General features: G+C 70.1%; 20 protein-coding genes and 1 riboswitch. Of the genes, 10 read left to right on the top strand and 10 right to left on the bottom strand.

What is annotated here, in order from left to right; all coding sequences use genetic code 11:
- The first annotated feature begins 210 nt into the window (after positions 1 to 210).
- Positions 211 to 401: riboswitch (cyclic di-AMP (ydaO/yuaA leader) on the top strand.
- The gene (locus ABZS42_RS18065; protein WP_355146585.1) at positions 399 to 1037 is read left to right on the top strand and encodes a transglycosylase family protein; all 639 of its coding nucleotides are present in this window, start codon (positions 399 to 401) and stop codon (positions 1035 to 1037) included. It overlaps the preceding riboswitch by 3 nt.
- Positions 1038 to 1241: 204 nt before the next feature.
- Here the strand turns inward: ABZS42_RS18065 and ABZS42_RS18070 are convergent, their stop codons facing one another.
- Entirely contained in the window at positions 1242 to 2726 is a 1485-nt protein-coding gene (locus tag ABZS42_RS18070; RefSeq protein ID WP_355146587.1) for a hypothetical protein, read from the bottom strand.
- Positions 2727 to 2990: 264 nt separating this feature from the next.
- Between ABZS42_RS18070 and ABZS42_RS18075 the strand changes: the two genes are divergently transcribed.
- Together ABZS42_RS18075 and katG are read left to right on the top strand one after the other, a co-directional pair.
- Entirely contained in the window at positions 2991 to 3422 is a 432-nt protein-coding gene (locus tag ABZS42_RS18075; protein WP_355146589.1) for a Fur family transcriptional regulator, read from the top strand.
- Positions 3423 to 3454: 32 nt separating this feature from the next.
- Positions 3455 to 5686 (top strand): catalase/peroxidase HPI, encoded by a 2232-nt coding sequence (katG, locus tag ABZS42_RS18080; protein WP_355146591.1) that lies wholly within the window; start codon positions 3455 to 3457, stop codon positions 5684 to 5686.
- Between the two features lie 546 nt (positions 5687 to 6232).
- Here katG and ABZS42_RS18085 read toward each other — a convergent pair.
- Positions 6233 to 7066: an aldo/keto reductase gene (locus ABZS42_RS18085; RefSeq protein WP_355146593.1), complete on the bottom strand. Its 834-nt coding sequence runs from the start codon at positions 7064 to 7066 to the stop codon at positions 6233 to 6235.
- Positions 7067 to 7511: 445 nt separating this feature from the next.
- On the opposite strand from ABZS42_RS18085, the gene ABZS42_RS18090 reads away from it, so the two are divergent.
- The gene (locus ABZS42_RS18090; RefSeq protein WP_355146595.1) at positions 7512 to 8057 is read left to right on the top strand and encodes a sigma-70 family RNA polymerase sigma factor; all 546 of its coding nucleotides are present in this window, start codon (positions 7512 to 7514) and stop codon (positions 8055 to 8057) included.
- Position 8058: 1 nt separating this feature from the next.
- Entirely contained in the window at positions 8059 to 9093 is a 1035-nt protein-coding gene (locus tag ABZS42_RS18095) for a CU044_5270 family protein (RefSeq protein WP_355146597.1), read from the top strand.
- Between the two features lie 176 nt (positions 9094 to 9269).
- On the opposite strand, the gene ABZS42_RS18100 is transcribed toward ABZS42_RS18095, so the two are convergent.
- Positions 9270 to 9812 (bottom strand): hypothetical protein, encoded by a 543-nt coding sequence (locus tag ABZS42_RS18100; RefSeq protein ID WP_355146599.1) that lies wholly within the window; start codon positions 9810 to 9812, stop codon positions 9270 to 9272.
- A gap of 172 nt (positions 9813 to 9984) precedes the next feature.
- Here ABZS42_RS18100 and ABZS42_RS18105 point away from each other — a divergent pair, with 172 nt between their 5' ends.
- On the top strand, positions 9985 to 10923 hold the full coding sequence (locus ABZS42_RS18105; protein ID WP_355146601.1) for a hypothetical protein: 939 nt from the start codon (positions 9985 to 9987) through the stop codon (positions 10921 to 10923).
- Positions 10924 to 11100: 177 nt separating this feature from the next.
- On the opposite strand, the gene ABZS42_RS18110 is transcribed toward ABZS42_RS18105, so the two are convergent.
- The 6 genes from ABZS42_RS18110 to ABZS42_RS18135 all read right to left on the bottom strand — a co-directional run bounded on the left by ABZS42_RS18110 (position 11101) and on the right by ABZS42_RS18135 (position 17133).
- The gene (locus tag ABZS42_RS18110; protein ID WP_355146603.1) at positions 11101 to 12129 is read right to left on the bottom strand and encodes an SEC-C metal-binding domain-containing protein; all 1029 of its coding nucleotides are present in this window, start codon (positions 12127 to 12129) and stop codon (positions 11101 to 11103) included.
- 177 nt (positions 12130 to 12306) lie between these two features.
- On the bottom strand, positions 12307 to 12960 hold the full coding sequence (locus ABZS42_RS18115; protein ID WP_355146605.1) for a response regulator transcription factor: 654 nt from the start codon (positions 12958 to 12960) through the stop codon (positions 12307 to 12309).
- A complete protein-coding gene (locus ABZS42_RS18120; protein WP_355146607.1) occupies positions 12957 to 14168 on the bottom strand; it encodes a histidine kinase in 1212 nt (403 codons plus the stop codon). Before ABZS42_RS18120 ends, ABZS42_RS18115 begins: the two co-directional genes overlap by 4 nt.
- Positions 14169 to 14240: 72 nt before the next feature.
- Positions 14241 to 15215, bottom strand: a complete 975-nt coding sequence (locus ABZS42_RS18125) for a hypothetical protein (RefSeq protein WP_355146609.1) — start codon at positions 15213 to 15215, stop codon at positions 14241 to 14243.
- A gap of 216 nt (positions 15216 to 15431) precedes the next feature.
- Positions 15432 to 15881: a hypothetical protein gene (locus tag ABZS42_RS18130; RefSeq protein WP_355146611.1), complete on the bottom strand. Its 450-nt coding sequence runs from the start codon at positions 15879 to 15881 to the stop codon at positions 15432 to 15434.
- Between the two features lie 22 nt (positions 15882 to 15903).
- Complete coding sequence (locus tag ABZS42_RS18135; protein ID WP_355146613.1) at positions 15904 to 17133, bottom strand: serine hydrolase domain-containing protein; 1230 nt, start codon at positions 17131 to 17133, stop codon at positions 15904 to 15906.
- Between the two features lie 439 nt (positions 17134 to 17572).
- On the opposite strand from ABZS42_RS18135, the gene ABZS42_RS18140 reads away from it, so the two are divergent.
- From ABZS42_RS18140 to ABZS42_RS18150, 3 genes are all read left to right on the top strand, one after another.
- Entirely contained in the window at positions 17573 to 18265 is a 693-nt protein-coding gene (locus ABZS42_RS18140; RefSeq protein WP_355146615.1) for a DUF6218 family protein, read from the top strand.
- Between the two features lie 8 nt (positions 18266 to 18273).
- Positions 18274 to 19497, top strand: a complete 1224-nt coding sequence (locus ABZS42_RS18145) for an exonuclease domain-containing protein (RefSeq protein ID WP_355146617.1) — start codon at positions 18274 to 18276, stop codon at positions 19495 to 19497.
- 252 nt (positions 19498 to 19749) lie between these two features.
- On the top strand, positions 19750 to 20139 hold the full coding sequence (locus ABZS42_RS18150) for a hypothetical protein (protein ID WP_355146619.1): 390 nt from the start codon (positions 19750 to 19752) through the stop codon (positions 20137 to 20139).
- 578 nt (positions 20140 to 20717) lie between these two features.
- On the opposite strand, the gene wrbA is transcribed toward ABZS42_RS18150, so the two are convergent.
- Complete coding sequence (wrbA, locus tag ABZS42_RS18155; protein ID WP_355146621.1) at positions 20718 to 21317, bottom strand: NAD(P)H:quinone oxidoreductase; 600 nt, start codon at positions 21315 to 21317, stop codon at positions 20718 to 20720.
- Between the two features lie 247 nt (positions 21318 to 21564).
- Here wrbA and ABZS42_RS18160 point away from each other — a divergent pair, with 247 nt between their 5' ends.
- Positions 21565 to 22425, top strand: coding sequence for an SAM-dependent methyltransferase (locus ABZS42_RS18160; RefSeq protein WP_355146623.1), 861 nt, complete (start codon positions 21565 to 21567; stop codon positions 22423 to 22425).
- Positions 22426 to 22712: the final 287 nt, after the last annotated feature.

Genomic DNA, 22712 nt, shown 5'->3' on the forward strand with positions numbered 1-22712 from the left:
GTAACGGTTGGTTCGACGGTCCGTGACCTCGCGCCACCCGCCATCGTCCAGATTGGGCAATCCGGGCCACGTGCCACCGCTGCACGATTCGCGCGGACGCGCAATTCGAACCCCGGCTGCCACGCGTGGCCCGGTGAACAACTTCACATGAAGTGGGCAATGGCCGCGAATCCTGCCTAGCGTCGGTCGAGTTCGCCGACGCGAACACCGCGACCGGTAACGCCAAATCCTGCCGCCGGTCGTCGGAACGTCACCCATGGCAGGAGCGGGGGACCCACCGTTTCCCGGCGCCCACCGGCTTCCTGCCCCACGGGCGCCTCGGGGTGAAGCCGCCCATTCCGCGGCCGGGCACCTCAGTCCGAACCCGACAGCTCACCTCGTCGGCGTGGAGGAAATCCATGACATCTGCGTACCACGCCCGTCACCGTGCCGTTACCGCTCGTCGCGTCGCCGTCGGCGCCCTGGCCGCCAGCGCGGTCACCGGCGCCGTCGCGCTCTTCGGCGCCGCCCCCGCCCAGGCGGCGGTCAACTGGGACGCCGTCGCCCAGTGCGAGTCCAGCGGCAACTGGCACATCAACACGGGCAACGGCTACTTCGGCGGGCTCCAGTTCTCCCAGAGCACCTGGGAGGGGTACGGCGGCACGAAGTACGCCGCCCGTGCCGACCTCGCCACCCGTGACGAGCAGATCGCGATCGCCGAGAAGGTGCTCGACGGTCAGGGCATCGGCGCGTGGCCGACCTGCGGCAAGCAGGGTGGCTCGACGTCGTCGAAGTCCACGGGCGAGTCGAAGTCGACCGGCGGATCGAAGCGCCCCTCGGGCAGCGGGACGAAGCCGACCACCCACACCCAGCGGCACAGCACCTCGACCTCGACCTCGACCGGCGGCAGCTACGTCGTGAAGCCGGGTGACACACTGTCGGAGATCGCTGGGACACACCACGTGACCGGCGGCTGGCCTGCCCTGTACGAGCGCAACAAGCGCGTGGTCGGCGACGACCCGGGCCTCATCTTCCCGGGTCAGCGGCTCAGCCTCTGACCGAGCACGCTTCCGAAGCGGCCCGAGCCTGCGAGCACGTCCCGGCGCGGGTCGTCGTCGGCCTGAGCGGCCTCCGGGGCGGAAGGTTCTTCCGTCCCGGAGGCCGCTTGCCGATGGCGGTGCGTCCGGGTCGCGGCGATCGAGTTCCGGATCGCCGCGCGGTCCAGCCCCCGCGGCACCGGCCTGGGTGGCCCGGGCCCGCGCTCAGGCGGCCAGTAGGCCGGCGAGGCTGAGTTGGTTGACGGCGGCGTCGATGCCGGCGCCGGGCACGCGGGTGAAGAGGGCGGCCACCTCGCGGGTGGTGGCCCGGTGGGCGCTGAGCGCGGTCAGCAAGCCCTCGCACGCGGCGGCGGTGCCGGGACCGGTCTGGCTGGTCATCGCTCGCACGGTCTCGTCCGGGGTCCAGATGCGGGGGAGGGGGACGTCGAGTTCATCGGACGTGTCGGTGTCGCCCCGGTACCACCGGCCGCCGTCCCACCAGAGGCAGAACGTCAACAGGCCGTTGCGGTTGCGGGTGTTGAGGACGCTGTCGGTGACCCAGGCGGGTGCTCCCGCATACAGGTCGGGCAGGGGCTGGCCGCCGTGGTAGGCGGCTTCGAGCAGCGGCGAGTTCCACTTTCCGCCGGAGAGGACCGCGCGTTCGCCCGGGAGCAGGAAGAGGACCGATCCGCTGCGGCGGTCGCTCTCGTACCAGCCGTGCCCGGGGAAGATGCGCGGCCCCCATTCCGACCCGACGCCGACGTACGCCGCTGACAGCGCCGCCCAGCGTGCCCAGACATCCGGCAGGGGAGGGACGTCGTCCACGGCGGTGCCCCTGCGACCGGCGGTGGCGTCGGCCGCTGCCGCGGCGGCCGCGCGGCCGGGATCGCGGCCCTGCGCGGTGGGTCCGGCGACGTAGCCGGCGAGCCATACCGGTACGCGCGGGCGGGGATAGGCCGCCAGGTCGTTGCGGTAGTGCTCGGCCGGCATCAGTTGGCCGTCGGGAAAGGGTTCGTCGCCGTAGTCGTAGTCGACGGTCATCTCGCCGCGATCGGTGACGGTCAGCAGCAGTCGCCACCAGGGCCCGGCCGGCATCCGCGCGGCGACGTCTCGTTGGTGACGGACCATCTCGCCGGCCCACAACGGCACCGGCACCGGTACCGGCCTGTCGCTGGACCAGAACACGAGCTGGGCGATCTCGGCGGAGACGGTGAACGCGAACTCGGCCGCGAACCGCTGCCAGCCGGGCGGCCCGAGCCGGGCCAGCCGTTGCACGATCGGTTCGAGCAGCTGAGACGCCTCCGCGGCGGTTCGGGCGTCGTCGGGCGGGGTGTCGACGACGGTGAAGCTGCTGACGGCCGGTTGGTCTCCCGCCGCGGCCTGGTGGAAGGCCCGCTCGAACTCGGCCATGAACTGTGACTCGTCCGACCCGGCGGAGGCCATCTCCCGCACGGTGAAGCGGTCGTGGGCCTGTTGCGGGGGCATCGAGGAGGAGACCTCCTCGATGCGCCCGGAGAATCCCACCAGGAACACCGAGCGTCCCACCGGCATGTCGAGGAAGGCCATGGGGTCGCTCTCGTCGACGATCACCGGCGCGTAGACGCTCCAACCCCCCTCGAAGCGATCAGCCGTCAACTCCTCGGTGGGGTAGTCCAGGCCGTGTGACCTGATCCAACTCGCCACCAGGGAAATCGCTTGCGCCGCGTCCATGCGTGATCCCTCCGCCGGCCCCCACCCTAGGGTGGGTGTCCGCCTTGCGAAAGATCCACCCGCGGTGCCGGTGTCGTGCGCGGACGGGGGGAGTGGTGGCGGGTTGTGTACACCGAATGGGCATCGGCCACCGCAACGGCGTCGACGACGTGGTGATCCGGGTCACCTCCGGGGTCGACGCGTGGCACCTGGCCTCGGTCGGGCCGGGGTGACGTCCAGCCCATAATCTTGACTGATTCCAAAAAACGAACAAGACTGCGTCTCGTGTCCACGACTCCGGACTTCCAGCAACTGCTGCGCGGGGCCGCGTTACGCGTGACCCGTCCGCGCGTGGCGGTGCTGACCGCGGTGTACGCACACCCGCACGCCGACACCGACTCGATCATCGGTGTCGTCCGTGGCGACCTTCCCGAGGTGTCCCACCAGACCGTGTACGACTCGTTGCACGCGCTGACGGCCGCGGGTCTGGTGCGGCGGATCCAGCCGGCCGGCTCGGTGGCTCGCTACGAGTCCCGGGTCGGGGACAACCATCACCACGTCGTGTGCCGGAACTGCGGTCTGATCGCGGACGTCGACTGCGCGGTCGGCGAGGCGCCCTGTCTGACCGCCTCCGACGCCCACGGCTTCTCGATCGACGAGGCCGAGGTCGTCTACTGGGGCCTGTGCCCCGACTGTTCCGCCACAGCCAACTCCTGATCCCCCTGATAGAGAAGCACGGAAGGAACCCGATGTCCGAGAACCACGACGCCGTCGTCCACGACGCGGAAGCGGGAAGCGAGTCTCGCTGCCCGGTCCCGCACGGACGTGCGCCGCACCCGACTCAGGGCGGCGGCAACCGCGGCTGGTGGCCGAACCGGCTCAACCTGAAGATCCTCGCCAAGAACCCCGCTGTGGCGAACCCGCTCGGTGAGGAGTTCAACTACGCCGAGGCGTTCAAGTCCCTCGACCTGGCCGCCGTCAAGCAGGACATCGCGGAGGTGCTGACCACCTCGCAGGACTGGTGGCCGGGCGACTTCGGCCACTACGGCCCGTTCATCGTCCGGATGGCGTGGCACAGCTCCGGCACCTACCGCGTCAGCGACGGTCGCGGTGGCGCCGGAGCCGGCCAGCAGCGTTTCGCGCCGCTGAACAGCTGGCCGGACAACGGCAACCTCGACAAGGCCCGCCGCCTGCTCTGGCCGGTCAAGAAGAAGTACGGCAAGAGCCTCTCCTGGGCCGACCTCATGATCCTCGCCGGCAACGTCGCCCTCGAGTCGATGGGCTTCAAGACCTTCGGCTACGCCGGTGGCCGGGTGGACGTCTGGGAGCCCGACGACGATGTCTACTGGGGCCCCGAGACCACCTGGCTCGGTGACGAGCGCTACACCGGTGACCGGGAACTCGAGCAGCCGCTCGCCGCGGTCCAGATGGGCCTCATCTACGTCAACCCGGAGGGCCCGAACGGCAACCCCGACCCGCTGGCCTCGGCGCGGGACATCCGCGAGACGTTCGCCCGGATGGGGATGAACGACGAGGAGACCGTCGCCCTCATCGCCGGTGGCCACACCTTCGGCAAGACCCACGGTGCGGGTCCCACCGACCACGTCGGTCCCGAGCCCGAGGGCGCTCCGATCGAGCAGCAGGGCCTGGGCTGGAAGAACAGCTTCGGCACCGGCAAGGGCGCGGACACCATCACCAGTGGCCTGGAGGTCACCTGGACCTCGACGCCGACCAAGTGGACCACCAACTTCTTCTGGAACCTCTTCGGTTTCGAGTGGGAGCTGACCAAGAGCCCGGCCGGCGCGCACCAGTGGAAGCCGAAGCACAACGGCGGCGCCGGGACCGTCCCGGACGCCCACGACCCGTCGAAGCGGCACGCCCCGGGCATGCTGACGAGTGACATCGCGCTGCGCGTCGACCCGATCTACGAGCAGATCTCGCGGCGCTTCATGGAGAACCCGGACGAGTTCGCCGAGGCGTTCGCCCGGGCGTGGTTCAAGCTGACCCACCGCGACATGGGCCCGATCGCCCGCTACCTCGGCCCGGAGGTTCCCGCCGAGACGCAGGTCTGGCAGGACCCGATCCCCGCGGTGGACCACGAGCTCGTCGACGCCGAGGACGTCGCCGCCCTGAAGGCGCAGATCCTCGCCTCCGGCCTGACCGTGTCCCAGCTCGTCTCCACCGCGTGGGCGTCCGCGTCGACGTTCCGTGGCGGCGACAAGCGCGGCGGCGCCAACGGCGCCCGTATCCGGCTCGAGCCCCAGCGGAACTGGGAGGTCAACAACCCCGACGAACTGGCCACGGTGCTGCGCACCCTGGAGGGCATCCAGGAGACGTTCAACGCCGCCCAGACCGGTGGGAAGAAGGTCTCGCTGGCCGACCTGATCGTCCTCGCCGGTGGCGTCGCCGTCGAGCAGGCCGCCCGTGCCGCGGGCGTGGACGTCGAGGTGCCCTTCACTCCGGGCCGTACGGACGCGTCGCAGGAGCAGACCGACGTCGAGTCGTTCGCGGCGATGGAGCCGACCGCGGACGGGTTCCGTAACTACCTGGGCAAGGGTCACCGCCTGCCGGCCGAGTTCCTCCTGATCGACAGGGCGAACCTGCTGACCCTGAGCGCGCCCGAGATGACCGTGCTCGTCGGTGGTCTCCGCGTCCTCGGCGCCACCCACCAGCAGTCGCCGGTGGGTGTCTTCACCGACAAGCCGGGTGCGCTGACCAACGACTTCTTCGTCAACCTGCTCGACCTGGGCACGACGTGGAAGGCGACGTCCGAGGACGCGAACACCTTCGAGGGTCGCGACAACGGCACGGGCGAGCTCAAGTGGACCGGCAGCCGCGCCGACCTCGTGTTCGGCTCCAACTCGGAGCTGCGGGCGGTCGCGGAGGTCTACGCCAGCGACGACGCGCGGGAGAAGTTCGCGCAGGACTTCGTCAAGGCGTGGGTCAAGGTCATGAACCTGGACCGCTTCGACCTCGTCTGATCGATCCGCGACGGCCAGGCCGGCTTCCCGTACGGGGGGCCGGCCTGGCCGCTTCTGCCTACCTGGACCGGGCCATGGTGGGCACCTCGCTCGGCATCAACGCGGTGCCCTACTTCGTGCTGGCACTGCTCGTCGCCCCAGTACGACCTGCCGGTGCTCATGGCCGGCGTGCTGATCGGCTCGGTGGTGCTGGCCGCGATGAACCTGCTCGTCGACATCCTCTACACGATTCTCGACCCGCGAGTGAGGCTGGGATGGCCGAACCGCAGCTGCTGGCAACCCCGGACCGCGAGCCCGGCCGCACCTCCGGGCCGGCCGCACGCAAGCCGCAGACCGTCGCCCGCACCCGCCGTCGAGGCGGCGACGACCGCTCCGCCGAGACGCCGTACCCCCAGGTGCGGGACCGGGCCTGCACGAACCCAACAGCACCCGGATCACCGGCTCGATCAGCCTCGGCGGGCAGGAGATCGTCGGCATCCCCAACCCGCGGCGGCGCCTCGACGATCACCCGCACCCGCCCGGCACCGTCCGCCGCCCGCCGCGAACTCAGAACTCCTCGTACTCCGCCGGGTCCTGATCCTTCAGGCGACCGTCGGCTCGGCCCAGTGCGGTGATGGCGTCGACCTCCGCGTCGGTGAGATTGATCCCGAAGATGTCGAGGTTCTCCTGCTGCCGCTGCGGCGAGGCGGCCTTGGGCAGCGGAATGACCTGACGGGCCACGTGCCAGGCGAGGATGGTCTGCGCCGGGGTGACGCCGTGGGCGGCCGCGATCTCCACGATCGTCGGGTTCTTCTGCAGGTCGTTGCCCCGGCCGAGCGGACTCCACGCCTGCACGAGGATCCCGTGGGCGCGGTGGTATTCGACGGCGTCCTGCTGTGGGAAGTACGGGTGGATCTCGATCTGGTTGACGACCGGGGCCACGCCGGTCTCGGACAGCAGCCGGTCGATGTGCTCGGGCAGGAAGTTCGACAGGCCGATGTGCCGGACGAGGCCACGCTCGCGCGCCTCGATCAACGCCCGCCACGCCTCCACGTACAGGCCGACCTTCGGGTTGGGCCAGTGGATCAGGTACAGGTCGATCTGGTCGAGGCCGGTGCGGTAGACGCTCTCCTCGATCGTGGTCAGCGCCTCGGCGTACCGGTGGTGCCGCCCCGGCAGCTTCGAGGTGACCACCAATTCGTCGCGGACGCCGGCTGCGCGGGCCGCCCGACCCACCGCGCCCTCGTTCTCGTAGTTCACCGCCGAGTCGATCAGCCGGTAGCCGGCTCGGATCGCCTGACCGATCGCGTCGACCCCGTCGGAGCCGGTCAACGTGTACGTGCCCAGCCCGATCGCCGGCAACGCGGTGCCGTCGGCGGCGGTCAGATGCGGAATCGCCATTGTCGAGGTGCCTTCCCTTCGAGCCTGATCAGCCGGCCCGCGCTGGCCGCCCCGCCGGGTGGCCCGGTCAGCGGTCACCGGCCCTCGTGACCCTACCGCTCGCCGGCGACCTGGTCGGGCCGCAGGGACGGGACGCCGAGAAGCACCGACACATGGGGCTGAGAGTGTCCGCGTGGTGGTCCGGGTCTCGGCGGTGAGGGCGAGGACGCGCGGAGCCGGAGGGGCACCCCAGGCGCACGCGGATCACGACCCTACCGCCGCGGTGACGGCGGCGCGCCGGACAGCTTTCCGGTTGGTCACGGCGGTAGCGGCGCGATGGGCCCCGTCGGGCACAGATCGAGAGTCTCCCCCGGCTGGAAACAGAACCGGGCGCTTTTGGGCGATTTCTTCGTTGCTGGTGGTGATGTCGCGGCCGGTGCCGGACATAAGCACAGTAGGAGGTGCCATGGACGGCAGCGAAGACCGTTTCACCGAGTTGTACGAGCGTCATCACGGCGATGTGTGGCGGTATGTGGCTCGGCGGGTCGAGTCTGACGTCGGCGATGTGGTTGCCGAGGTCTTCCTCGTCGCGTGGCGCCGCCTGCGTGAGGTTCCTGCGGACCCGGCGCTGCCGTGGTTGTACGGGGTGGCGCGGCTGGTGCTGGCCAACGAGGCCAGAGGCCGCCGACGGTGGCGGGAGTTGACGCTGCGCGTTGCGGCGGAGCCGGCTCAGTCGGTGATAGCGGATCACGCGGACGAGGTGATCAGCCAGCGTGACGTCGCGGCGGCGTTTGATCAGGTCCCGGACACGGATCGGGAAGTTCTTCGGCTCGTTGCCTGGGAGCGTTTGACCGCTGCCGAAGCGGCGGTCGTTCTCGGGTGCTCGCGGGCGACGTTCGCAATGCGGCTGATGCGCGCGCGCCGTCGGCTTCGGTCGCAGCTGACTGTAGCCGGCGTCGAGGTGGGGCGGACGCCGCGGACGGCGCCCTCGATGTCGAATTGGGGTGGATGAGATGAACGCTGTCGACGAGGTGCGTCAACTGTTGGGCGGCTTGGACCCCGCACGGGACAGCCGGCCCGAGGACGAGGAGCGTCGCGCTCGCGACCTGGCGCGCATTCTCGCCTCCGACCGCACCGACCGCCCGGCCAGACGGGCCGTGCCGCGACGTCGTCTCGTGCTGGCGGCCGGCGCAGTGGTCCTGGCGGTGGCCGCCGGTGGGATAGCGCTGGAGACGGCCCGGGAGCCGCAGCCGGCGTACGCGGCCACCCCAGCGATCCTCACCTACGGCCCGCCAGCGAGCGCGGAGCCGGCCAGCGTCCGGCTGCGGCACCTCGCGGAGGTGGCAGCGGGGCAGCCGGCGCCGCAGCGGCCGGCCGGCACGGTCGAGTACCTGGAGTCGGCGAACTGGTTCCTGAACTCCTCGATCACCGGCGGACGGACTACGTCCGCTGTCGTACCGGAGCAGTGGCGCTCCTGGCGGACCGACGACGACTCCGGCCGGAAGCTCAAGAAGGCACTGCCCCCGACGTTCCGCTCCGACGCGGACCGCCGGGAGTGGAAGAGGCGCGGCGGCCGGACCGACTCGTCGGAGGAAACACGCAACTACGCGGCCGGTGAGTTCTACAGCCGCTGGAGGGGCGCGGTTCCCACGGAAGCCACCACGCTCCGCGAGTGGCTCACCGCAGGCGCGTCCGCGCCGGAGTTCCCGGTGCAGTACCTGGAGGCGATCGCCGAGCTCGTCGGCGTGCGCCTACTAAACCCGGCGCAACGCGCCGCAGCACTCAGGCTTCTCGCTGACCTTCCCGATATCACGGTGACCGGCACTGTCACCGACCGCGCCGGACGGTCCGGGGAGGCGTTCTCAATCACCTCCGACGCCCATGGCCTACCCGCCCAGTACACCGTGATCGTCGACCCACGGTCCGGCGCGTTGCTCGGATACGAGGCGGTGCTGACCGAGACAGCGGGCATGTTGAACGTAACGATCCCCGCCGTGATCACCTACCGGTCGTACCTGGTCGCTGAGTACGCCACCATGCCTCGCTGACGAGTCCGGGTGGGTGGCGTCCTGGAGACTCCACCCACCCACCCACCCGGACGGGGACGGGCTGCTGACACGCTCAGGGCATCAGCCGTGGACGTCCGGCCTGCTTCTCTGCAAGGGAGACGCAGCAGTGCACCGAAGGCGTGACAGGACGACGCAGGCCCGCGCGCACTCGCACATCAGGCGAAGTCGCGGTGCTTCAACTTGGCTCGGCGGCCATCCGGGTGATGCCAGACAATGCCCTCGTACTGCGGGTGAGCCAGCAGCCAGCCGCGTAGGCCGTCCAGGTCGCGCGGCACCTCCAGCTTCTCCGCCTCGTCGTGCGCCACGAGCTCGTGCCCGGGTACGCCCTCGGGATTGCCGTTGATTTTCGGGCCGATCAACTCGTAGGTGCCGCAGCGCGGCCGTTCGCCCAAGCCGGCGAGCGCCTCGGCGTGGTACCTCGCGTACGACGACTGCCCGATCGGCTCCCAGCCCACGGTCTTGCCCGTGACCTCGTCGGTCATCACCGGCCGGTAGCCCGGCGGGCGTGTTCGGCCCGGCCGAACCTCGCGGCGCGCCCACCAGGCCCCGTTCTCATCGAGCATCACGCACGTGCCGTCGTACTTGCGTGTCGGTCTGCCCTCGCCGTCCAGGACCCACTGGCAGACGGGATTCGCCTCGGGCAGGACGCGCTTGCGGTCGTCCGGATCGCGGAGGAACAGGGTGGGGATCTTGTTCACGCGAAAATGATTTCAGGGACCGCAAGCGGCTTTGCCGGCGTGGTTCCGTCTCGAGTTCGCTGTTCGGCCACGGGAACCGGAGGAGGTCGGTATCCGTCTCAGTGGTCGATCACGAGGAGGCCGAATGTCTGTGCGTACGGTTGGCGGTCGAGTAGCGGTAGTGCTCGTCGGGTTGGCGCTGGCCGGCTGCGCCCCGACTCAGAAAGACTTGGCCGACGGTGTCGCCGCCGGTAATCCGGGTGGGCAGGGGAGGTGGACCTCGTGTGCCGAGGTGGCTCCGGAGATGACGACGGCCGGCTTCATGGTCACGGCCAAGGACGCTGGCGGACTGCCCCCGCTCGATGACGGCTTCAGCCCGGTCGCGGTGGTCATCTGCGGGCAGGAAACGCAGCAACGTCCCGATGGCGGTCAGGACAGGGTGCTGACAGAGCGTCGTACCGACGAGGTGGATGGCCTCGTCGCATCCCTCCGCCTACCGGACGAGCCGTTCGGCGCGGGGGCGTGCACCATGGAGCTGCCAGGCGCTCCCTGGCTCGCGTTGATCGACGCCGGTGGTCGCTGGACTCGGCCCGGCATGCCGCTCGACCGCTGCGGCAAGCTTCGGTCCGAGGTGAAGGAAGCCCTCGACGCGTTACCGATGACCACCGTCTCTACGCGGACGGTTGCCGAACTGGTGTCGGCCGAAGCTGCCGCGGCCGGTTGCAGCCAGGGCTGGAAGGACATGATCGCGGTGGAGACGACGATGAACCCCGACGCGCCGCGCCGGGCCCTGCCGGAGCCCCTGCCCGCCGGTCGTCAGATCCGCCTCTGCGTCTACGAGTTGTCGAAGAACGATCCGGGCACCGGCAACTTCGTCCACGGGACGGTGCTGCCGCCGGAGCGCCAAACGGCGATCGGGCAGGCGCTGCGACAGGCCGGGCCGGTGGCGGTGTGCACTGAGCAGTCCCGCCGCTTCGCGTTGCTCTGGCCCACTAGCGGGGAGGACCCGCAGACGTACGTCGAACTCGACGGCTGCCACCGGATCATGGTCGTCGGCGGGGTCCGCTCTCCTGGCGGCCCGGTGATGGCACAGGGCGATGCCGCCCTGGCGGAGCTGATCGAAAGACGGTGACCGTCAGCTGCCCCGTACCGGTGCCGGGGGCGGCGGCCTTGAACGCGTCAGGCGTTCGGACCGCCCGACGCCGTGGTGGCGTAGCCGGCCGCCGGCGCGTCGCCCGGCAGCCCGAGCCGCCCGAGGTGAACGATCACCTCGGGCGGCTCGCGGTCGGCTGAGCCCGACAGCTCCCGGTCAGCTGCGCGAGCGCGGCAGGCAGCACTTCTTGTATTTCAGGCCCGAGCCGCACCAGCAGGCGTCGTTGCGCTCCGGCGGCCAGGCGATCCGCGCGTCGGGCCGCGTCGACAGCTCACCCGCGTACCCGGCCCGGATCCGCTGCTCCGTCGGTGCGCCGCCCTGCCGGTCGGCGTAGCCGGTCAGCCCGGCCACCGACGCGCGCAGCACGTGCAGCCCGAGACCGCCCGCATCGGCCTGCCGGACCAGCGCCTTCTCCAGCCGGGCCCGGTGCTCGTCCCAGTTCGCCCCGTACATCTCGGCGAGCGCGGGCTGCTCGGTGAGCAGACGATCAAACTCGGCCCGCGGGAAGAACAGCAGGTCGGTCTCCCCGGTCTGCTGGGCGCGGCGGACGAGCTGCGCCTCCAGCCGGTCGGCGAGGTCGTCGTTGCGGTCGTGCGGCAGGTTCAGGTTGCGGCGTACGCGGTGGCGCTGCTGCAACAGGAAGAACGTCACGCCCGGGGCCTCGGGCGGGCCGACCTCCACCACGGGTTCGGTGGCGGTGATCGCCTCGGCGGCCTTGGCGCGCTGCCCGAGCAGGGTGTCGAGGGCTTCGCTCAGCCACTCCTCGGAGGTCTTCGCGCGGCCGCCGGTCTCCAACGCGGCGCTGACGTACGCGGGGGCGTCGGGCTGCTCGGTGAGGAGCGGGCGCAGCGCCGTGAGTTCGGCCATCGCCTCGTCCTCGCGGCCTCCGGTGCGGAACAGGATCCGCGCCCGCACCGCCCGGGCGATTCCGGCACGCGGGTCGTCCGCGGACGGGTACGCCTCGACAGCCCGGTCGGCGTAGCGCAGCGCGGCGTCGAGCCGCGACCGGATCTCGGCGATCTCGGCGGCGAGGGTCAGCGCGTCCCCGGCGCTGTCGGGTTCCGCCAGCCGGCCCTGCTCCACCGCGTCGGCCAGGTCGGCGGCCACTCCGAGCGGGTCGGCCGCCCCGAGCGCGGTGCGGCGGACTTCGGCGAGGTCGGCGGTTGTGATCACGTCTTTCGGCACGATCTCACGGTACGTCCGGAACGGCCGTAACCGCCGCATGATCACCTGTTACGCCGCTCTCACGAAGGTGGACGACAGCCGGATCGCGGCACCGGCTCGCCGGCGGGCATTCCGACACCACGGGACGGACGGGGCGCTGCCGGTTGCGGTGACGCCGCGACCGACCCGGTCGGCGGTTCAGCCCTCGACGATCAGGCCGGACTGCGCGGCCAGCAGCGCCAACCGGATCCGGTTCCCCGCACCCGTCTTGGCCAGCAGGCTCGTCACGTGGGTCTTCACCGTGGTCACCCCGAGGTGCAGCCGATCGGCGATCTCCCGGTTGGAGAGCCCCGCTCCGACGCAGGCGAGTACGTCCCGCTCCCGCACCGTCAGGGTCGCCGGCAGCGACGGGGCCGGCGCCGCACCGAGCCGCGCCCGGACCGCCTGGTCGACCAGGCGACGCAGCACCGCCGGGCTGAACGGTGTGTCGCCGGCCGCCGCCTGGCGTATCGCGGCCAGCAGCTCGTCCGGGGAGGCGTCCTTGACCAGGAAACCGCAGGCGCCGGCGGCGAGGGCGGGGAACAGGTGATCGTCGTCGTCGAAGGTGGTCAGCACCACCACCCGCACGGCGGGCCGGTTCGCGAGGATCCGCGCCGTCGCGGTGGTTCCGTCCACGAGGGGCATCCGCAGATCCATCAGCACCACGTCTGGGTTGACCTGCTCGGCCAGCCGGATCGCCTGCTGCCCGTTCTCCGCCTCCCCGACAACCGTCAGGTCCGGCGCCGAGTCGCAGAGCATGCGCAGGCCCGCCCGGACCAGCCGCTGGTCGTCGACGAGCAGCACCCGGATCATCGGCCGGCCCCGGCCGGCAGGACGGTACGCAACCGCCACCCGGAACCGTCCGGCCCGGCGACGAGGCTGCCGCCGAGCAGCTCGACCCGCTCCCGCATCCCGGTCAGCCCGTGCCCGGCCTCGGGCATCTCCGGGCGCCGCGGGCCGCGCCGGGCTCCGCCGTCGACGTCGCGGCGCGCGCCGACGTCCGTGCCACGTTCGCCGCCGTCGTCGCTGACCTCCCAGTGCACGTCCCCGTCGCGCATCCGTACGCACACCCGCGCCCGCGCCGCCGGCCCGGCGTGCCTGGCCACGTTGGCCAGTCCCTCCTGCGTCAAACGAAGAACCGCCAACCCACGTACGGTGTCCAACGTCGCCACCTCCGGGTCGATCGTCGCCTCCACCGCCAGGCCGGTCTTCACGGCCCGGTCCACCGTCTCCGCGAGCGCCTCGGGCAGGGCGCCCGGCTCGATCGGCACGTACCCCGAACCGTCAGCCAACAGGGCGGGGTTCCGCAGCACCGCCACCAGCCGCCGCAGGTCCGTCAGCGCGGTGCTGCCGCTGGCGTGCAGGTCGTCGAAGACCTCGCCGACCCGTGGGTCGGTGCCGCGCAGGACGTGCCGGGCCACGCCGACCCGCAGCACCATCGACGCGACGTGGTGCGCCACGAGATCGTGCAGCTCGCGGGCGATGGCGGCGCGCTCATCGGTCCGGGCGGCCCGCGCCTCGACCGCCACCCGCTGCTCGGCCTGCCGGGCCAGCTCGCGGCCGGCTCGGATGTTCAGCCCCAACAGCAGCGGCACCCCCACCACGGTCGCCACGCCGTACAGCCACTTCGGCAGACCCCACGGCAGCTCGTCCAGCGAGTCGGCAAGGTAACCGACGAGCAGCGCCCCGGTGCCGACGGCCACCTGCCGCGTCGGCACCCGCAGGGTCAGCTCCAGGACCGCCCAGGTGGCACCGACCTGCGGCACGATCGGCTCGGCCTGACCGAAACAAACCGCGAGGGCGAAAACCAGCGCCGCGCCGAGCATGCCCGGGAACGGCCACCGCACGCCGACCGGACACAACGCGAGAGCGGCCGCCGCGAACACCCAGTCGACCGGCGTGTAGGGATCGGTGGCAACCGGGCGGAGCAGCAGGTAACCGACGCCGCTCAGGAACAGCAGGGTCAGCCGCAGCCACGCGTACCGGTCGTCGAACAACCGCGACACCCAGCGTGTGACCACCATGTCAGCGTAGGCCCGCCGGCCCGGCGGCGGGGACACCGCCGGACCGGACCGACATGGCGGCCGCGCTGATCACGCGTACACCTCGGGACGCTCGTCCTGAGTCGACGGTTGCGGTGCGGGCCGGCGCAGCGCGAACAGGACACCGGTGACCGTGGTCGCGACGAGCGTCCCGGCCGCGACAAGCGTCACGCCGTCCGGGTGGATCAGCGGCTGACCGCGCAGCGCCTGCCAGGTCACCAACGCGACCAGGCCGGCGTACGCTCCGGCGGCCACCACCATCAGCCGGAGCCGTACCCGACCGTCGCGCAGCCGGGGCAGACGCCCGGCCAGCAGACCGATCCCGATCGCGAGCAGTGGCAGGGCCTGCAGGGCGTGCATCCCCACGAAGTGTGGGATCCGCAGGTCGCCACCGGTGGTGCTCCAGCCGGTGATCGGCATGCCCGGTCCGCCGTCGGGCACCCCGACGCTGTGCGCCCCCACCAGGGTGACCGGGTCGGCGGACTCCTGCCCGGGCGTCGGCATCACCATCAGGTAGCCGAGACCCATCCCGACGAGCGCGATGAGCAGACCCAGGCGCAGGGTCCAGGCGATCGCCCGGTCGGGCATCCGCTGGACCATGAGCAGTACGGCGAGCACCAGCGAGGCGCTGTACAGCACGGCGATCAGCAGGCCCATCAGCCCGAAGATCGCGGTGTCCAGTGGGGTGGCGACGTTGAAATGGCTCTGCTGTCCCCGGCCCGCCTGTATCGCGATCAGCCCGACCTCGACGAACCCGGTCACGGCGACGACGGTTCCGGCCCACCAGCCGATCCGCCGGCCGCGCTGCATCAGGGAGATCAGCCAGGACAGGGTCACGACGTAGAAGAGGAACGACAGGGCGAACTTGAACGGCTTCAGCCAGACCGGCGCCCCGACCAGCATCCGGTCGTCGACGACCAGGCCGACCAGGGAGACGAGCCCGAGCGCCACCATCGTGGTGGCCATGAACATGAGCGGCCGGTGCCAGTGGTAGGCCTGCCGCAACGAGACTGATGAGTGCGTCATGCCCTCACGCTCGCCGAACCCGGGCCTCGAAGCGCCCGCCCGCAGTCCCGACCTCCGGCCTCCGGTACGAGCGGTCCTCCTACCACGGTAGGAGGCGAGCGTCGTCTCCGTCATCGCCCGGTGGTGCGGTCGAGCGAGCAGAAGTAGGCGTACAGGCGGATTCCGTCCTTCGCCGCGGGCGTCTGGAAGGGACCCTGCCCACCCGTCAGGTCCGGCTCACAGCGCCTCCAGCGGGCGGGGTCGCTGTTGCAGATATCTCCGTGCACGTGGCAGCGGGTCGTGCGCGTACTGCTCCGGCATTCGGTGGTTCTGCGTGGCGCAGAAGTCCCGAAGCGTCGACGTGATCGGCAGTAGCTCCCAGCCCGGCTCTGGTTCGTACTCGTTAGTGGCGCGTAGCAGCTCGGGCAGGGGCGTCCAACCATCGTGGTCGAAGGCCCAGCGGCCGTTGCTGATGATCACGTGGCTGACGTAGGGCTCCAGGTGCTGACGTAGTCCCGCGATGCCGAAACCGGCGGTGGCGTACTGCTCGGCGGCGACCCAGGCGAGCACATGGCACGCGCCGGCCGCGAAGAACGCCTGGTCCGTCCGGTTCCAGGACAGCACTTGATCGACGCGTTCCGCCTGCGTGCGGCGGAACCTGGCGGCAGGAGTGTACGGCGTACCCATGCCGGGAGTATCGCGCGCGCTGTCAGTCGTCGATCGCTTGGTAGACGGCGGTCCAGAGGTCATGCCACATCGGCAGTCTCTGGTCGCCTGCGTGCGCCCGCTGCATCATGAAGATCGCCGTCAGGTCCTCGGCGGGATCGATGTACCAGGCGGTGCCGTAGAAGCCGGGCCATCCGTAGCTCCCGACCGAGGGGAATAGCTGCGTGCGGCGGGTGCGGATCGACATCCCGAAACCCCACCCCATAGCGTCGAAGTACCCAGGCCAGAACCTGGAGATCGCCTTCTGCTCCGGGGTCAGGTGGTCGCCGGTCATCAGTGCCACGGACGGCCGCGAGAGTATCCGCTGGCCCTGGTGGGTGCCACCGGCGAGCAGGGCCGAGGCGAAGGCAAGGTAGTCGTCGGCGGTCGAGACGAGCCCGCCACCATTCGATTCGAACGCTCGCGGCCGGCTGAACCGCCCGTCGGGGCCGTCTTCGACGACCGGCTCACCGGTGGCGGCGTTGTCGTGCTCGTACGCCGTCGCCAGCCGGCCGATGCTCTCACCGCTCACGCTGAATGCGGTGTCCTTCATGCCGAGTGGACCGCAGATCCGCTCACGCAGGGCCTCCCCGAAGGACATTCCGGTGGCCCGGGCGATGAGCACGCCGGTCACGTTGGCGGCGCTGTCGTGCATCCAACGCTCACCTGGCTGGTGAACGAGCGGAAGCTCGCCGAGTTGACGCATCCACTCGTCCGGCGATGAGTAGCCGAGCGCGTCCAGCGCGCCGGCGATCGGAATCGTTCCCGGCTCGGCCGGGACCGTGCCGGTGCCGAGGGTGCCGGTCAGCAGATCACGCAGGATGATCGGCCGTCTCGCCGCAACGGTGTCTCTCAGCGGCCCGTGCGGATCGGTGAGCACAGTCATGCTCGCCAGTTCCGGGTGGAGGTCGTCGACCGGGTCATCGAGGCGGAGGGTGAGGTCCTCGACGAGCGTGATCGCACACGCGGCGACGATCGGCTTCGTCATCGAGCCCAGGCGGCAGATCGTGTCGCCCCGCCATTGGAGTCTTCGACCCTGCCCCCTCGAACGCGAGATGGCCCACCGCTTCCATGTGCACCGCGCCTTCGCGCCTTTGCGGGCGAGAACGGCCACCGCACCCGGGACGAATCCGGACTCGACGTGACGCTCCAGTAGCTCTCGCAGCCGGGTTAGCCGTTTGGGCGAGAAGCCACCAGCAGTCGCCTGCGGCCTCCTCAGCTCGTCCGTCCGCAAGGTACCCGCTGCGCGACGACCGCACGTCCCGAAAGGAGGCTGGGAAGACGAGCCCGTCCGAGCGCGACGTCCGGGCTGGCCCCGGCCTGTCTGAGCGAGCGGACCTCCGCTCGATCCGGCAATGTCCCACGCCAGCTGTCACAGTGGGCGCGGCCCGCCGCAGGAGGGGTCGACGGGAGACAGCGGATGGGGGTTGCGGTGTCTCTATTTGGCCGTCATTCCTGCTGGCGGGCGGACAATCAGCCGCGAGACTTCTACGATCCGCGCATGCCGCTCGAAGGCAAGCAACGGTCGCGAATGTCGACAGTGAACGCCATGGGGCTGCAGAGTCGTTCCGGGCAAGAAGCCCGTCCCTGTGGCCGACCCCCGATATCGCTGCCTGCCCGCTACGGTGATGATCCCCCGTGTGAGTTGTTGGTGACCTGCAAGGAGCTTCGGCATGGAGGCATTCGAGAGCGAGCTGTCCGTACCGCTGGACTATGTGCTCGGTGCGCGCGGCCATGGAGTTTTGGCCGTCGGGCCCGGTAGCGACGGCGGCGAGGCCCTGGCGGTGTGGCGCCTAAGCCCGACGGGTCGAGCAGGGGGAGCGTGGGTAGTCCGCTTCGACGAACTCGCAAGGGATCCGGCGCAGCTGCGTCGGATCATGTCAATGTTGCAGGGCCGATGCCTGGTCGATTGGGACGAAACGATGCCCACCGACATCCTGGCCAGGATCTCGGAGTTCTTGCCAGCCGAACTGCTCACCACCCTTCAAGGCAACATCCTCACCATCCCCGAACTGTTGGCAGAGATCAGCGAACACAGGTCCATCTACGCGGCCGCGGTGGAGCAGCACACGGCAAGCACCAAGTTGAAGACTGTTCCGCTTGCGTGGCCCAGCGAGGTGCCAGACCAACAGGAGCTCCTCGGGTGGGCCGACCAGGCCCACGCGGGGGCTGCGTCACCGGTTGCAGTGAAGGCCTTGTCGCTTACCGCCGCCGTCGCCAATACCGCCGAGCTGTGGCAGGACACCGAGCAGACGCGGTACCGCCGTGTGTACCTGCGGTCGTTGGGTGACCCGCAGCCGTTGCCGCCGCGCTGGTTGGCGCGGCTTCGTGACGCCGCTACTGCCACCTTTTTGGTCTCGGCGTAGGGGGCGACGTGTACGCAGTCATCGACGTTGAAACCACGGGTCTTCGTGCCAGCTGGCACGACCGAGTCGTGGAGGTGGCCGTTGTCCACGTTGACGGGATCGGTCGGATTACCGACGAGTGGTGCAGCCTGGTCAATCCGGATCGGGACCTCGGTCAACAACTCATCCATGGGATTTCTGCGGCCGAGGCGCGGCGGGCTCCCCGCTTTGACCAGGTTGCTGGCCACCTCGCGGGCATGCTGCGGGGTCGTGTGCTGGTCGCCCACAACTTGATCTTTGACGCCCAGTTCCTAAATGCCGAGTACCAACGCGCGGGGTTTCACCCACCGCTCGATCACACCCCTGGTCTGTGCACGATGCGGCTGGCCTCGCACTTCCTGCCTTGGGTCGGCCGCAGCCTGCACGACTGCTGCCGTGCCGCCGGACTCCGGCCGTACGAGGCGCACTCAGCGCTGCATGACGCCCGCGCCGCCGCCCAACTCCTGACTCACTACCTTGCAGCAGCTGGGAGCCCGCCCCCGTGGGCAGCTGCAGTGACGGCGGCCGCCGAGCTCACCTGGCCAGCGATCGCGACTCACCCTGTGGTCGCCGTTCAACGACGTGCCGCAGGCCAGCAGGAACAGCACTTCCTGGCCCGACTGGTCGACCGGCTGCCCCGACTGCACGAGCCGCAGGGCGACGCCTACATGGACATGCTCGACCAGGCGCTCCTTGACCGGCACATCTCGGCCACGGAGGCCGACGCACTTGTAGCTGCGGCGGAGGCGCTCGGGCTTGCCCGGGTCGACGTCGAGCACCTGCACCGAACCTACCTGGCGAGTCTGGCTGGGATCGCGCTTGAAGACGGCGTACTGACCTCAGATGAGCGCCACGACCTAGACCAGGTGGCCGGGTTGCTCGGCCTCCAACAATCTGACGTCGACAAGGCGTTGGCCGCCGGAACTACGGCCATCCCACAGCAGCGGCGGCCCCACGCGTTCACGCTGCAGACCGGTGACATTGTCGTCTTTACCGGCGCGATGGAGCCGCCGCGGTGGGAGTGGGAAGAGGAAGCAGAAGCTGCGGGCCTAAGGGTGGGCAACACCGTCACGAAGAAGACGTGCCTTCTGGTCGCTGCAGACCCGGACACCATGTCAGGTAAGGCTAAGAAGGCCCAGCAGTACGGCATCCCTATCGTCCATCCCACCGCCTACCAGAAACTCCTGGCCGGACTGACCGCTGCTGCCTTCTAGTTTCCGAGTAGGAAACGGCGAGATTGTCAACGACGGGCGGTAGGAGCCGGTACCGGATGGCGCTGCAGTTTTGCTCTATGACTGCAGACGGCATCGGAAGACATCCAAAGACGTTCGGTGCCCGCGTTCACACCGGAGAGGCGCTGGGCCACGAGCCTCTGGGCCGGCTGCGGTCCCGAGCGCCCTCAAGTAGGGCGCTGCTGGGGCCCACTACCGCCTGGTTCATTTCCGCTGGGCAGGACGGAGCCTTTGATGGGGAGATCCCGGCGATTTGCCGCCGCCCTGGCGTTCAGCATGCTCGTGCCAACGACCGTCACAGGATGTTCTCGATTTTTTGGGTGCGTACCCGAGCCTCCCGACGACATCACCATGGCAGATCTGGCAGGTGTCTACACCAGGCCTGAGGGCGGAAGAATCGAGCTAGGCGAAGATGGGCGCTACAGCGCTAGCAATCTGCCCGGGGCCACGGACCGCTCGGAAGAGGGCAGGTGGACGCTCGATCTCGAATCAGCGAGCACCGAGGACTTGACGCTTGGGGACCTCCAGGTGTGGATTTCCGGCGACCGGGAGGAGCCCTGGCTGTACCGATTTGAGGGCGACCCCGACAGTTGTGACCTGATCGAGTTTCACAGGACCCACTGACCGGAGGACCACTCCCGCCACGCGGAGGCGGGCAGCCCCCGTGGCTGTCGACAGCGACCGGATCAATGCCCAACGTCAGAGACGTATGTGAACGGGAGCGGACGGGTGCGCCCGGATTTACAGGCGACGGGTCTAGGCGGCGCGCACCATGACGCACTGAAGGCAGGCCAACGACTGCTCAGGGCTTACGCCGGCGGCGAAGGTGGAGTGAGCCAGGCGAGGGGTTGCCCGTTGAGGGCGGCGTTGGCGAGGCGGTGGGCGCTCGCGGTTTTGAGTGCGGCGAGTGAGCCAGATCGAGCCGAGCGTCGGCAGAGCCCGTGACCTCGGGAGCCGCCGACCAGACCACGACGCAGTCACAGCGATGAGGTAACTGGTTCGATCCCGGTAGCGCTGTGACGAGCAGTTGCTCGGCGGTGTCGACGCCGATGCCAGGTAGCGCGATCAGATCCGGGGCGGCGGGGGTGACGAGGGTGGCCGGGTGCTGTCGAGGTTGGCGAAATCGGCCTGAGGTACGTGGGGCTCGACCAGCACGTGTCGCCCGGCTTGCGGTACCGCGAGCCGGGCGACACGTGAATCGGTCAGGCGCTGAGCTTGCCGGCGAAGGTGACGACCCGCTCGGCCATGTGGTCGAGCGCGGCGATCTGAGCGTCGCCCAGCGGGGCGTCGTTGTTGCCGCCGGTGACGTGCGAGACACCGTACGGGTTGCCGTCGGCGAACTTCACCGGGTCGGTGTAGCCCGGGGGAACGATCAGGCCGCCGAAGTGGTAGATCGTGTTGTAGAGGGCGAGGAGCGTGGACTCCTGGCCGCCGTGAGCGGTCATGGTGGAGGTGAAGCCGGCGTACACCTTGTTGGCCAGCAGACCCTGCAGCCACTGCGGGCCGAGGGTGTCGAGGAACTGCTTGAGCTGGCTGGAGACGTTGCCGTAGCGGGTCGGGGTGCCGAACAGCACCGCGTCGGCCCAGACCACGTCGTCGGCGGTCGCCTTCGGCTCGTTCTTCATCGCGTCGAAGTGCTGGCTCCAGGCGGCGTTGGAGGCGATGGCCTCCGCCGGCGCGAGCTCCGGAACCTGACGCAGCCGCACCTCGGCGCCGGCCTTCTCGCCGGCCTCGGCGAGCCGCTTGGCCATCGAGTGGATGGTGCCGGTGGAGGAGTAGTAGATGACAGCAAGCTTAGTCATCGGACAAGTCCTTTCATTGGATAGTTGCCGACGTGATATTTGCGCCTGCAACAATCAAGGAGTCTAGCCGATGGTTCTCCCGATGCCACTGCCCACCCGACGCTCGTACGTCCGGTCCGACCAGCAACCTGGCATGCGGATCCGAAGGTACGCGTCGCAGGACGCCTGCCGCCGGCAATCAGAGCTGGTGCGGCAGCCCTTCGAGGCCCTCCGTGATCTTCGCCGCCCTGCCCAGTAGGTTGAACGCATGACCGGTGCGGCGGGACGGGGTGAGCCGTCCGGGGTGTGGGCCACAGCCGTGGGCGTCGCCCGGGTGCGGGCGATGGAGACCGCACGCGACCAGCCGCTGTTCCGGGACCCGCTGGCGCTGGCCTTCGCCACGGCCGGCGGAAGAGGTCCCGGGACGCCGCCGCCCCCACGCGCGGACGAGGCGGCGCGGCGCCGCTGGCTCGGCGTGGCCCTCTCGATCGTCATCCGGACGAAGTTCCTGGACGACCTGCTGGAGCAGGCGGTCGCGTCCGGCGTCCAGCAGGTCGTGCTGCTCGGAGCCGGGATGGACAGCAGGGCCTTCCGGATGGACTGGCCTGCGGGGACCCGGCTGTTCGAGGTCGACACGGCCGAGCCGCTGGACTTCAAGGCCTCGGTGCTGCGTCAGGAGCGAGCCGTTCCGCGCTGCGAGCGGATCACCGTCCCGGTCGATCTACGGGAGGACTGGCCCGGCGCCCTGACCGCGGCCGGGCACGATCCGGCGCAGCCGACGGTGTGGATCGCGGAGGGACTGCTGATTTATCTGCCCGAGGACGCGGTGCAGTTGCTGCTCGAGCGGGTCGGCGCCCTGTCAGCCGCAGGCAGCAGGATGGGACTGACGCTGGGCGTGCGCGGTGTGGTCGAACGCTTCCGCGATGACGCCGCTCCGGGATCGGCAGCGTCGATGTGGGTCTCGGAGACGCCGGAGGACCCGGTCCGCTGGCTGAACGGCCTCGGCTGGGAGGCGGAGACCTTCACCCTGCGAGAGCGCGCCGAGGCCTACGGACGTCCGGTGCTCACCCCGCCCGAACGGGATGAGGGCGCCGGCGGACTGGTCTCGGCGGTGCGCGCGGCGCACTGAGCACGCCGAAAGCCGGGTCCGCGTGCGGTGAAAAGGCCGGCCCCGCGTACGGCGGGGTCGGCCTTCGGCTGTCATGGCAGCCCTGGGACTTGCCCGCGGCACCACCGCGGAGCGGCGGAGGATCGGAGCTCCCTGCAGCTGTCGGCCGCCTCGCAGACGCCGCGATTCGAGCCTCCGGCTGCGTGCCAGCGGGGCCTGGGTCGTCGGTGTGCGGGCCGTCGAGGCTATGTTGCCCGGGAGCCTGATACCTGAGAGGCATATTTATGCCTCTCAGGTATCAAGCTCGT

It is taken from the genome of Micromonospora sp. NPDC005367 (assembly GCF_040606825.1).
Lineage (GTDB): Bacteria > Actinomycetota > Actinomycetes > Mycobacteriales > Micromonosporaceae > Micromonospora.

Excerpts from the sequence above, each read along its gene's own strand:
- ABZS42_RS18065 (WP_355146585.1), top strand. The coding sequence starts at position 399 with ATGACATCTGCGTACCACGCCCGTCACCGTGCCGTTACCGCTCGTCGC.
- ABZS42_RS18070 (WP_355146587.1), bottom strand. The coding sequence starts at position 2,726 with ATGGACGCGGCGCAAGCGATTTCCCTGGTGGCGAGTTGGATCAGGTCA.
- katG (WP_355146591.1), top strand. The coding sequence starts at position 3,455 with ATGTCCGAGAACCACGACGCCGTCGTCCACGACGCGGAAGCGGGAAGC.
- ABZS42_RS18085 (WP_355146593.1), bottom strand. The coding sequence starts at position 7,066 with ATGGCGATTCCGCATCTGACCGCCGCCGACGGCACCGCGTTGCCGGCG.
- ABZS42_RS18090 (WP_355146595.1), top strand. The coding sequence starts at position 7,512 with ATGGACGGCAGCGAAGACCGTTTCACCGAGTTGTACGAGCGTCATCAC.
- ABZS42_RS18095 (WP_355146597.1), top strand. The coding sequence starts at position 8,059 with ATGAACGCTGTCGACGAGGTGCGTCAACTGTTGGGCGGCTTGGACCCC.
- ABZS42_RS18115 (WP_355146605.1), bottom strand. The coding sequence starts at position 12,960 with ATGATCCGGGTGCTGCTCGTCGACGACCAGCGGCTGGTCCGGGCGGGC.
- ABZS42_RS18125 (WP_355146609.1), bottom strand. The coding sequence starts at position 15,215 with ATGACGCACTCATCAGTCTCGTTGCGGCAGGCCTACCACTGGCACCGG.
- ABZS42_RS18130 (WP_355146611.1), bottom strand. The coding sequence starts at position 15,881 with ATGGGTACGCCGTACACTCCTGCCGCCAGGTTCCGCCGCACGCAGGCG.
- ABZS42_RS18140 (WP_355146615.1), top strand. The coding sequence starts at position 17,573 with ATGGAGGCATTCGAGAGCGAGCTGTCCGTACCGCTGGACTATGTGCTC.
- ABZS42_RS18150 (WP_355146619.1), top strand. The coding sequence starts at position 19,750 with ATGGGGAGATCCCGGCGATTTGCCGCCGCCCTGGCGTTCAGCATGCTC.
- wrbA (WP_355146621.1), bottom strand. The coding sequence starts at position 21,317 with ATGACTAAGCTTGCTGTCATCTACTACTCCTCCACCGGCACCATCCAC.
- ABZS42_RS18160 (WP_355146623.1), top strand. The coding sequence starts at position 21,565 with ATGACCGGTGCGGCGGGACGGGGTGAGCCGTCCGGGGTGTGGGCCACA.